The sequence below is a fragment of the Sphingomonas sp. OTU376 genome, assembly GCF_038440415.1.
GTDB classification, from domain to species: Bacteria; Pseudomonadota; Alphaproteobacteria; order Sphingomonadales; family Sphingomonadaceae; genus Sphingomonas; species Sphingomonas kyeonggiensis_A.
On record NZ_JASATQ010000014.1, the window covers coordinates 65,374 to 76,017 of the forward strand.

Below are 10,644 nucleotides of genomic sequence, written 5' to 3' on the forward strand. Positions count from 1 at the left end.
GTCAATCATATGGCGCTTCCTGCGAGACGTTCGCAGCGACACTGAGGTCCTGGTAGCAGGCGCGCCCTTCCGCTGGCGGGCCGCGCCGGGAGGGCAGTTGCTCCACCCGGACGACACGCACCTTGCCGTAGAGCGGAAAGGCGATGACGCAGCCGACACGCACACAGGCGGAGCTGCGCTCGATCCGACGCCCGTCGATGCGCAGCGTGCCCTTCTCGGCGATCGCCTGTGCCGCCGAGCGGGTGCCGGCGAGGCGCGCCCACCACAGGAAGCGATCGACCCGCATGGTGCCCGCATCAGCCATGCTTGAGCTCCGCGAGCACGGCAAAGGCGTTGTCGCGCGGCGGCGCCTTGGGCTTGGGCGGTGCGACCAGCCCCTGCCAGATCCAGCGCTGCGGCTCGCCTTCCGGACCACGCGCCGTCCGGAAGCCGAGCTGCGCCATCAGCCGGCCGAGCGTTTCCGCAGTGAGACCCATCGACGTGGCAAGCGCCGGATCGGGCGCGAAGGGCTTGCGCCCCTTGCGGCTGCCATGCGCGGCACGGGCGATGCGCTCGACCAGATCGACGCGGACGGCCTGGGCGCCGAGCGGGCGATAGCCATGGACGAGATCGGCGCCGGGCGCGGTGCGCGGCAGCACCGCCGCGCCGTCGCGTGGGGCATCGGCCAGGCCCATCAGCTCGCGGCGCCGGGCGGCCGAGCCGGGCTTGAGCAGGGCCGGCGCGAAGATGTCGAGCGTGCCGATCGTGACGCCGATCTTGCGCAGCCGCTGGCGCGCCGGCGGATCGAGCGCCTCCACCAGCTGAGCCGCGGCACGGCGCGGGAGCAGGCCGCCAGCCTCCAGCAGCGCATTGGCGAGGGCGCGGAGCGGCGAGCCGGCCTGCGGATCGCGCGTGACTTCGTCGAGCTTGCCGAGCACGGTCAGGCGCTTGCCGATCTGCTCCGCGAACCAGCGATCGAGGCGTGCCTGAACGGCGGCCCTTGCTTGCGGGTCGAGCACATCAAGCGAACGGTCGAGCCGGATGCGCGGTCGGGCGATATTGGCACCGGGCTCCAGCGTCGCCACCCCGACGCCGCTCCAGGCAAGCACCGAACCGGCGAGCGTGATTGCGCCATCCTCCGCCTCGGCCAGCGCAGCGCCACGCTTCCTGAACTCGCCGCCCAGCCGTTTCTCCGCCGCCGCGAGCAGCATGCGCTTGTCGGCCGCCCGCGCCTCGGGCGCGACAGTGAAGCGGAAGCCGGTGAGCGTGCCCAGCGCATGCTCCTCGACGCTCACTTCGCCCTCTGGCCCGATCGTCACCGGCAGGTTCGAGGCATCGGCGCCGATCTGGCGGAGCAGCACCGTGGTGCGCTTGTCGACAAAGCGCTGGGTGAGGCTGGCATGGAGCGCATCCGAGAGCTTCTCCTCCACCGCGCGGGTGCGCTCGGCCCAGTGGATCGGATCCTCCAGCCAGTCGGCGCGGTGGGCGATATAGGCCCAACTCCGCGCCGCCGCGATGCGCCCCGCCAGCGTTTCGACATCGCCGCCCATATTGTCGAGCCGCTGGATCTCGTCGGCGAACCACTGGTGCGGGACATGGCCGCGCCCCTCGGACAGATGCCCGAACAACCGGCCGACGAAGCGGCTGTGCGGCTCGGCACCGAGCTTGCGGAAATCGGGCAGGCCGCAGGCCGCCCAGAGCCGCCTGACCATCGCCGGCGCGCGCACCCGCTGGCGCACCCAATCCTCTTCGGACAGCCGCTTGAGCACGGCCAGGTCCACCGCTTCGGGCGCGGCGCGCAGCACTTCGCTGGTCGGTTTCGCCTCGAGGCTGGCGATCAGCGCCTCGACGCTGGCGAAGTCGGGCTCGCCCTGGCGCCAGAACAGCTTCTCGAGCGGCGGCACCCGGTGCGCCTCGATCGCGAGCACTTCCTCGGGAGTGAAGGCATTGGGGCCGTCGTCGTGGAGTGCGCCGAAGGTACCGTCGCGCTGGTGGCGCCCCGCGCGCCCGGCGATCTGCGCCATCTCCGCCACGGTCAGCCGGCGCTGGCGGCGGCCGTCGAACTTGGTGAGCGAGGCGAAGGCGACATGGTGGACGTCCATGTTGAGCCCCATGCCGATCGCATCGGTGGCGACGAGATAGTCGACTTCGCCCGCCTGGAACATCGCGACCTGGGCGTTGCGGGTGCGGGGGGACAAGGCTCCCATCACCACCGCCGCACCGCCGCGCAGGCGGCGCAGCGCCTCGGCCACCGCATAGACTTCCTCGGCGCTGAACGCGACGATCGCGCTGCGCCGGGGGAGGCGCGACAGCTTCTTGGCGCCGGCATAGCTGAGCGTCGAGAAGCGCGGCCGGCCGATAATCTCGGCATCGGGCACCAGCGCCTTGAGCATCGGTTTCAGGCTGTCCGAGCCGAGGATCATGGTTTCCGCAAAGCCGCGGGCGCGCAGCAGCCGATCGGTGAAGACATGGCCGCGCTCGGGGTCGGCGCCGAGCTGCGCCTCGTCCAGCCCGACGAACGCCACCTCGCGCTCCAGCGGCATCGATTCCGCCGTGCACAGGAACCAGCGCGCCTTGGGCGGGCAGATCTTCTCCTCGCCGGTGATCAGCGCCACCTCGGCATCGCTGCCCTTCATTTTCACAACGCGATCATAGACTTCGCGGGCGAGCAGGCGCAGCGGGAAGCCGATCATGCCGCTGGCATGACCCGCCATCCGCTCGACTGCGAGATGCGTCTTGCCGGTGTTGGTGGGGCCCAGCACGGCAGTGATCGGAGAACGCGCGAAACGACTCATTGCGCCTCCCAAGATCGTTCCGAGTCGCCCCTTAAGCAACTCCCCCGAGTTTGCGAATCGCCTTAACCATGTTGGAAACACTGGCGATTATAGTGAATGCCTCGCTTCATCCGCGCGGCGCCACAGCTCGCCGCACGATGCGGCCCCCAACAGGGTACTTAATTTGACTTTAAGTCCTGCCTTGCACACTGATTTCGTCGGTAGCCGGGGGTTTACGGCACGACATCGACGACCTTTTGGGGGGCGTTACGCCTTGTACCTGCGTAGTGACCATGGAGAGGGCCTGACCGGCGGCGGCGCATCCGCGCTTGCCAAGGCACCCGCACATGGCTTCGCAGCACGGTTGAGCGAGAAGCTCGCCGACTTCGAATTCGCCCCCGATCTCGGCTCGCGCATCGGCTCGCTGACCTGGTATCGCGGCGCCGCGACCTGCGTCGCCCTGATCACCGCGACGCTGCTGCTCGCCCCCGGCTTCGAGAACCCGATCTACGGTTCGGTCCCCGCCCCGGTCTCCGGCGCGGAGTTCGAGGCGACCCAGGCCCAGGCGATCAAGCCGCTCGGCATGGGCTCGACCACCGGCACGCGCATGGCCGCGACCGGGCTGGTCGCCCCGCTGACCGATACGCCCGAACGCCCGATCATCGAGCTCGACACCAAATATACCGGCTCGCTGCTCGGCTCGCTGCTGCGCTCCGGCGTGGGCAAGACCGACGCCAACATGGTCGAGCAGCTCGTCACCAAGGCGGTAGCCAGCGGCGACCTGCAACCCGGCACGATGCTCGACCTGACGCTGGGCCGCCGCACCGACAAGTCGCAGCCGCGCCCGCTCGAGAAGCTGGCGATGCGCGCGCGCTTCGACCTGGCGATCGAAGTCGCCCGCAATGGCGGCGCGCTCAGCCTCAAGCAGATCCCGATCGCGATCGACCGCACGCCGCTGCGCATCCAGGGCACGATCGGCTCGTCGCTCTATCGCTCGGCCCGCGCCGCCGGCGCCCCGGCCAAGGCGGTGGAGAGCTATATCAAGACACTGGCGACGCGCACCGCGGTGTCGCGGCTCGGTTCGGACTGCAAGTTCGACATCATCGTCGGCCAGGCCCGCGCCGCGACCGGCGAGGTCCAGCTCGGCAGCCTGATGTATGCCGGCGTGAACGGCTGCGCCAGCAAGGTGCAGCTCGCGCCGTTCGAGCAGGGCGGCAAGACCAGCTGGTTCGACGGCGCCGGCAAGGGCAACTCGACCGGCGCGATGGCGATGCCGGCCAATGGCCGCTTCTCCTCGGGCTTCGGCATGCGCCGCCACCCGATCCTGGGCTATACCCGCATGCACAAGGGCGTGGACATCGCCGCCCCCTGGGGCTCGCCGGTGTTCGCCGCGAGCGACGGCGTCGTCCAGGTTGCCGGGCGCAGCAGCGGCTATGGCAACTTCATCAAGATCGGCCACGGCAATGGCTATGGCACCGGCTATGGCCATCTGAGCCGCATCTATGTCCGCAATGGCGAGCGTGTCCGCCGCGGCCAGCGGATCGGCGCGGTGGGCAATACCGGCCTGTCGACCGGCCCGCACCTCCATTACGAGCTCTATCGCAACGGCGTGGCGGTGAACCCGCGCTCGGTGTCGTTCACCTCGACCCAGCAACTCACCGGCGGCGACCTTGGCGAGTTCAAGGCACAGCTCGGCCGCCTGCTCGCGGTGCCCGTGGGGCATGGCGCGGTGAAGGACGCCGAAGACTGAAGAGGCGCCGGCGTCCGGCCAATGCCGGCGTCCCGCGCGTTCCAACAGCGGATCCGGGAAAACTCGCGAAAGTACACGAAGTACAGGCCAAGAGCGGGTTTTAGCCGCCGGAATTTTGACCTTCCCGACGGAAACGCGCCGCATCCCGTAACATTGTTGCGCGCGCGTGATCCTATTTTCCCTACAGGTTGAAGGAGCGGCCGGGTGGCGGCCCGGCAGCGCGAGCCAAGCAGGCGAAATCCTACATTGCAACCGCGCCGATCCTCCGGACGCGGATCGAGATGGCTTTTGCACTGCACCGCAAACGCGGTATCGCTGGCGCACAATGGATCTCTACCTCCCGATCGCCAACCTGTCGGTCAATGCGCTGGTCATCGTCGCGCTCGGCTTCGGTGTCGGGCTGCTTTCGGGCATGTTCGGCGTGGGCGGCGGATTCCTGACCACGCCGCTGCTGATCTTCTACGGTATTCCGCCCACCGTCGCTGCCGCCTCTGCCGCGAGCCAGGTGACCGGTGCCAGCGTCTCGGGCGTGCTCGCCCATTTCCGGCGCGGCGGGGTGGACGTGCATATGGGCGCGGTGCTGGTGGTGGGCGGCGTGATCGGCAGCATCGCCGGCGCGGGGCTGTTCACCCTGCTCCAGAAAAGCGGCCAGATCGATGTGGTGATCGGCATACTCTATGTGCTGATGCTCGGCTCGATCGGCGGGTTGATGCTGCACGAATCGGTGCAGGCGATCCGAGTGACGCGCGGCGCCCGGCCGCCGCGCGCGCGCAAGCGCCGCCACCATCCGCTCGTCGCGATGCTCCCCTTGCGCTGGCGCTTCTATTCCTCCGGCCTCTACATCTCGCCGCTCGCGCCGCTGCTGCTCGGCTTCTTCACCGGCATCCTTACCGTGCTGCTCGGCGTCGGCGGCGGATTCATCCTGGTGCCGGCGATGCTCTACCTGCTCGGCATGGGCACCCAGGTCGTGGTCGGTACCTCGCTGTTCCAGATCCTGTTCGTCACCGCCGCGGCGACCATGGTCCACGCGACCACCACCAAGGCGGTGGACATCGTCCTCGCCGCCCTGCTCCTCCTCGGCTCGGTGATCGGCGCGCAGATGGGTGCGCGCTTCGCGCTGGCGGTGAAGCCCGAATATCTGCGCTTCATCCTTGCGGTGATCGTGCTGCTGGTGGCGATCCGCATGCTGCTCGGCCTCGCCTGGCAGCCGGACGAGATCTACTCGGTCGAGCTGCTGTGAGGCGATTGCTCCTCCTGGCACTCGCGCCGCTGCTGATGGGCCAGGCCAAGCCCAGGCTGGTGCCCGATGTTTCGCAACGCGATATCGAGATCGCCTATTCGTTCACCGGTGCCGAGCTGCTGCTGTTCGGTGCGATCCTCTATCCCGGCGGCCGCGCGCCGGGGCAGGACGAGAAGCCGGCCGACATCGTCGTGGTGGTGAAGGGCCCCACCCAATCGGTGCAGGTGCGCGAGAAGGAAAAGGTGGCCGGCATCTGGGTGAATGCCGAACGCATGCGCTATCGTTCGGCCCCGAGCTTCTACGCCATCGCCTCGTCGCGGCCGATCGACAGGATCGTCGATGAGCGCACGCGCGCGATCTACGAACTCGGCGTCGAGAGCCTGCAGCTCTCCCCGGCATCCAGCGCCGCCCCCGAAGTCCAGACGCGCTTCGACAAGGGACTGGAAGACCTGCGCACGCGGGCCGGCCTCTATTACCAGGCGCCCGGTGCGGTGGAGATCACCGACGGCGTGCTCTACCGCGCCCGGCTCAAGATCCCGGCGCGCGTGCCGATCGGCAAGTTCACCGCCGAGACCTTCCTGATTCGCGACGGCCGCGTGCTCGCCGCCGCGGTGCGCCCCATCGAAATCCGCAAATCCGGCTTCGAGCGCTTCGTCGCCCATTCGGCAGATCACTATTCGGTGCTCTACGGCATCGTCGCCGTCGCCCTCTCCATCCTGTTCGGCTGGGGCGCCGGGGCGGTGTGGAAACGCTTCTGAAAGCTTCGGGACTCACCCAATATTTACCTCCCCGCGCGCATAGTTGGGAGCGGTAACGGGGAGCAGCCGAATGGACGGCCAGTTTGGCGCGCGCGGGTTCGATGGCGCGGCGTCGGTTTCATCTTCCGAGGGCATGCCCTCGCGGGCGCCGGTCGAGCCGATCGGCGCGGTGCTCGAGATCGCCGGCTCGTCGAGCCAGGTGCTGATCGATCCCGAAGCGCTGCATGCGCTCGAGGGCAATCCCGATCCCACCGTCGCCAATGCCGGTCAGGTCGGCAGCCAGGTGAAGGTGCGTGTCGGCGCGACCTGGCTGATCGCCAATGTCCGCTCGCTCAAGCTGCAGGGCGATCACATCGCCGCCTATATCGACTTCCTCGGCGAGGGTGACGAGGAGCGGCTGACCGGCAAGCTCTACAAGTTCCGCCGCGGCGTGACGCGCTATCCGACGCCGGGCGCGCCGGTCTTCCCGGTCTCGACCGCCGACCTCAAGCAGATCTACGCCGCCGAGGACCGCGCCCATATCGAGATCGGCAATGTCTATCCGACCAAGGATATCCGCGCCGCGCTCTATGTCGATTCGATGCTCGGCAAGCATTTCGCGCTGCTCGGCTCGACCGGTACCGGCAAGTCGACCGCGGCCGCGCTGATCCTCCACCGGATCTGCGAGCTGGCACCGCAGGGCCATGTCGTGATGGTCGATCCGCACGGCGAATATGCCAGCGCGTTCAAGACCACCGGCGCGCTGTACGACGTCAGCAACCTGCAGATGCCGTACTGGCTGATGAACTTCGAGGAACATTGCGAAGTGTTCCTGACCAGCTCCGGCTCGGACCGGCAGATGGACGCGGACATCCTCGCCAAGTGCGTGCTCGCCGCCAAGCAGAAGAACCGGCTGGCCGCCGAGATCGGCAAGCTCACCGTCGACGCGCCGATCCCCTATCTGCTGAGCGACCTGACCCAGATCCTGCAGCTCGAAATGGGCAAGATGGACAAGGCGACCGACACGGCGCCGTTCCTGCGCATCCGTTCGAAGATCGACGAGATCAAGGGCGACCCGCGCTACGCCTTCATGTTCTCGGGCATGCTGGTGGCGGACACGATGGCGAGCTTCCTGTCGCGCGTCTTCCGCCTGCCGGGCGACGGCAAGCCGATCTCGATCATCGACGTGTCGGGCGTGCCCAGCGAAATCACTTCGGTGGTGGTCGCGGTGCTCAGCCGCATGGTGTTCGACTTCGCGATCTGGTCGCGCGGCGAGAGCAAGCGGCCGATCCTGCTCGTCTGCGAGGAAGCGCACCGCTACGTCCCCAACGAGCGCAACGCCGATGGCTCCTCGGTCGGCCGCATCCTCAGCCGTATCGCCAAGGAAGGCCGTAAATATGGCGTGTCGCTGGGCCTGATCACCCAGCGCCCGTCGGACCTGGCCGAAGGCGTGCTTTCCCAGTGCGGCACGATCCTGTCGATGCGCCTGAACAACGAGCGCGACCAGGCCTTTGTGAAAGCGGCGATGCCCGAAGGCGCGCGCGGTTTCCTCGATTCGATCCCGGCGCTCCGGAATCGGGAATGCATCGCGGTGGGCGAAGGCGTCGCGACGCCGATCCGCCTGCTGTTCGACAGCCTCGAGGACAACAAGCGCCCGGCTTCGGACGATCCGCTGTTCTCCGAACTGTGGCGCGATACCGGCGGCGAGGAGCAGATCCTCGAGCGCACGATCCGGCGCTGGCGCGCCCAGGGGAAGTAAGCCTCAGAAGTCGGCACCCAAGGTGAGCGCGAGACCGGATCCCGGCCTTGCCTCGCCCGCCACGCGCTGGCGCCAGTCGAGCGCCAGCCGCAGGTTGCGCACCGCCAGCGTCGCCGAGGGGCCGATATCGAGCCGCCGCGCATCGCGCTGCGCCGCGCCCCAGGCACCGGCGCCCAGCCCCAGCCGCACGGGCCCGCTCGTCTCGACCGTTCGCGTGCCGCGCGCGGCACCATCGGCATAGGGATCGGCGCGCCGCCGCAGCACCGCGCCGGCCTGGCCATAGGCTTCCAGCCGGAAGCCGCGCCATTCGGTATCCAAGCCGGTAATCAGGCCGAGCCCGGTGCCGCCCGGATTGCCGTCGAGCCCGAAACGACGTTCGGCGATCAGCCGCACCGGCGCGCGTGACGGTTGCCATTCGAGACCCAGCGCCGCTTCGCGCCCGCTGCCGGACAGAGGCGTGGTGATCCGGCCATAGGCAGCGAGGCGATGCCGCGGCGATACCAGCCACGCGACCCGCGCACCCGCCTGCCCGCCACCGATCTGCCCGCCGGGGGCCGCGCCGCTGCCGCCCGCGCCGCGCGCTACCATCCACGCACTCAGCGACCAGCGATCGGGCAGAGGATCGAGGCGCTCGGGGGCGGCCGCGACGCTTGCCACGGAGCGGCCCGGCAGGGTGAGGAGCGGCGGCGGGACCGCATAGGCCTCGCCATATTGGGCAAGCGCCATCAGCGCGAGCTGCACCCTGGGGTTATCGTCCCCCAGGGGCGTGCGATATGCCGGCAGGGGTGCTGTTATTGCCGGACGCAGCGACACCTCGAGATGCCGGGTGGCCGGCTTGGGCACCATGGGAGCGCCGGCGGGGGCGGCACGCGCGATCGGGATTGCCGCCTCGATCGCCGCCGGCAAGGACCCGGTCTGCGGCCACAGGATCGCAACGCGCGCGCCCACCCAGGCGACCGCTACCATCGCCAGGAAGCGCAGCGGCCGGCCCCGGCCGTTCATCCGCCGCTGGCCGGGGCGAGATCGGGAAACTGGTGCGCGGTCTTGTCCCAGCGCGGCGGTGCCCCGCGCAGCATCCGCACATAGGCGAACAGCGCTCGCCGTGCCGCGAGCAGCGCGACCGCGTTGCTCGTCAGCACCCGTGGCATCGACCACAGCGCCTCGCGCCAGCCATAGGCACGCCGGACAAAGGCGGCGCGAACCGCAAGCCGCCAGACCAGCAGCGCGAGGTTCACCCACAGAACCGCCTGCATCAGCACGGAAGGCGTAACCGGCGTGGTGCCCGCCAGCAGATGCCCGCCAAGCGAGGTTGCCCAGCCTAGAATCGAGAGATAGGCGAGCGCCAGCACCGGTATCTCCAGCGTTGCCCGCCGGTCGCGCATCCGCATCCAGTTGTCGCCGATCTGGCGCCAGCCGCCCCAGCCGGTGCGGTCCCAGCCGGCCAGGGCGATCCCGATCATCCAGCGCGACTTCTGGCGCACGGCCGCATCGAGCGTGGCCGGGAAATAGGCCCGCACCGCAACCAGCGGACCGCCCGGTGCCTCGGCGATCCGGAGCAGATGCGCCGGCGCACCCATCGCCGCGAGGGTGAGGCCGAGCTCGTAATCCTCGACCAGGCTCTCGGCATCGAACGGCCCGCCACCGCGCAGATCCGCCAGCCGCGCCAGCATGTCGCGCCGGATCGCGCAGCCCACCCCGGCAAAGGGCAGGCCCGCACCCACGGTCTGCCGCACGACCAGCGCCCGGCCATGGGCTTCCGCGAATTCGTCCAGGTAATGCCCGGCGAAGAAGCGCGAATGGGCGTGCGCCAGCGGCAGCACGGGCAGCTGCACGGCGGCATGCGCGATCAGCCCATGCGCATAGGCGCGCAACTCGAGCGGATGGACGACATCCTCGGCATCGTGGAGCACGATCGCGCTGGCGGTGAAACCCTCGGCTTCCTCGTCCCGCAGCAGGGCCCGCCACAGGGTGTTGAGGCAATCCGCCTTGGTCGTCCCCCCCGGCCGCGGGCCGATCACCAGCCGGATGCGCGCATCCTCGACCGCGACGCCGGCGACCGCCGCGATCGTCGCCGGATCATTGGGATAGGCGCCGACATAGATCCGGTAATCGGGATGATCGAAGCGCGCGAGCGCCGCCCGCAGCATCGCCCCGATCACTGCCGCTTCATCCCAGGCCGGCACGAACACCACAATCCGCCCCGGTGGCACCGGCCCGCCCAGCGCGGGAAGCCTCGCCGGGGGTCCCCGCAGGCGCTGCGCGAGATAGATCAGGTCGACGAGCAGGTCATCGAGGCCGCCCACCACGAACCATAGCGCAGCGAACAATGTCGTCTCACGCGCGACCGCATCGATCGCAATGAGCAGCCCTTCCCCCACCGGCGCAGTATCCCCCTCCGATTCGGA

General features: G+C 69.2%; 8 protein-coding genes. 4 read left to right on the plus strand and 4 right to left on the minus strand.

What is annotated here, in order from left to right; genetic code table 11:
- Position 1: 1 nt before the first annotated feature.
- On the minus strand, positions 2 to 304 hold the full coding sequence (locus tag AAHM44_RS08420; protein WP_184162822.1) for a S4 domain-containing protein: 303 nt from the start codon (positions 302 to 304) through the stop codon (positions 2 to 4).
- Positions 297 to 2,774 (minus strand): helicase-related protein, encoded by a 2,478-nt coding sequence (locus AAHM44_RS08425; protein ID WP_342249684.1) that lies wholly within the window; start codon positions 2,772 to 2,774, stop codon positions 297 to 299. Before AAHM44_RS08425 ends, AAHM44_RS08420 begins: the two co-directional genes overlap by 8 nt.
- A gap of 253 nt (positions 2,775 to 3,027) precedes the next feature.
- Between AAHM44_RS08425 and AAHM44_RS08430 the strand changes: the two genes are divergently transcribed.
- The 4 genes from AAHM44_RS08430 (at position 3,028) to AAHM44_RS08445 (ending at position 8,239) form a co-directional block, all read left to right on the plus strand.
- A complete protein-coding gene (locus AAHM44_RS08430) occupies positions 3,028 to 4,503 on the plus strand; it encodes a M23 family metallopeptidase (protein ID WP_269573475.1) in 1,476 nt (491 codons plus the stop codon).
- A 325-nt stretch (positions 4,504 to 4,828) separates the two neighbouring features.
- Positions 4,829 to 5,743 (plus strand): sulfite exporter TauE/SafE family protein, encoded by a 915-nt coding sequence (locus AAHM44_RS08435; RefSeq protein WP_269573474.1) that lies wholly within the window; start codon positions 4,829 to 4,831, stop codon positions 5,741 to 5,743.
- A 35-nt stretch (positions 5,744 to 5,778) separates the two neighbouring features.
- Positions 5,779 to 6,501: a TIGR02186 family protein gene (locus AAHM44_RS08440; protein ID WP_446745973.1), complete on the plus strand. Its 723-nt coding sequence runs from the start codon at positions 5,779 to 5,781 to the stop codon at positions 6,499 to 6,501.
- A gap of 133 nt (positions 6,502 to 6,634) precedes the next feature.
- Positions 6,635 to 8,239 (plus strand): ATP-binding protein, encoded by a 1,605-nt coding sequence (locus AAHM44_RS08445; RefSeq protein WP_269576543.1) that lies wholly within the window; start codon positions 6,635 to 6,637, stop codon positions 8,237 to 8,239.
- Positions 8,240 to 8,242: 3 nt separating this feature from the next.
- Here AAHM44_RS08445 and AAHM44_RS08450 read toward each other — a convergent pair whose 3' ends face one another.
- Both AAHM44_RS08450 and AAHM44_RS08455 read right to left on the minus strand, forming a co-directional pair.
- On the minus strand, positions 8,243 to 9,241 hold the full coding sequence (locus AAHM44_RS08450; protein WP_342249685.1) for a hypothetical protein: 999 nt from the start codon (positions 9,239 to 9,241) through the stop codon (positions 8,243 to 8,245).
- Positions 9,238 to 10,617: a glycosyl transferase family protein gene (locus tag AAHM44_RS08455; protein ID WP_342249686.1), complete on the minus strand. Its 1,380-nt coding sequence runs from the start codon at positions 10,615 to 10,617 to the stop codon at positions 9,238 to 9,240. The genes AAHM44_RS08450 and AAHM44_RS08455 overlap by 4 nt, the downstream gene beginning before the upstream one ends.
- Between the last annotated feature and the right edge of the window lie 27 nt (positions 10,618 to 10,644).

Bases quoted from the DNA above. Each gene is read 5' to 3' on its own strand.
- AAHM44_RS08420 (WP_184162822.1), bottom strand. From the start codon at position 304: ATGGCTGATGCGGGCACCATGCGGGTCGATCGCTTCCTGTGGTGGGCG.
- AAHM44_RS08450 (WP_342249685.1), bottom strand. From the start codon at position 9,241: ATGAACGGCCGGGGCCGGCCGCTGCGCTTCCTGGCGATGGTAGCGGTC.
- AAHM44_RS08425 (WP_342249684.1), bottom strand. From the start codon at position 2,774: ATGAGTCGTTTCGCGCGTTCTCCGATCACTGCCGTGCTGGGCCCCACC.
- AAHM44_RS08440 (WP_446745973.1), top strand. From the start codon at position 5,779: ATGGGCCAGGCCAAGCCCAGGCTGGTGCCCGATGTTTCGCAACGCGAT.
- AAHM44_RS08435 (WP_269573474.1), top strand. From the start codon at position 4,829: ATGGATCTCTACCTCCCGATCGCCAACCTGTCGGTCAATGCGCTGGTC.
- AAHM44_RS08445 (WP_269576543.1), top strand. From the start codon at position 6,635: ATGCCCTCGCGGGCGCCGGTCGAGCCGATCGGCGCGGTGCTCGAGATC.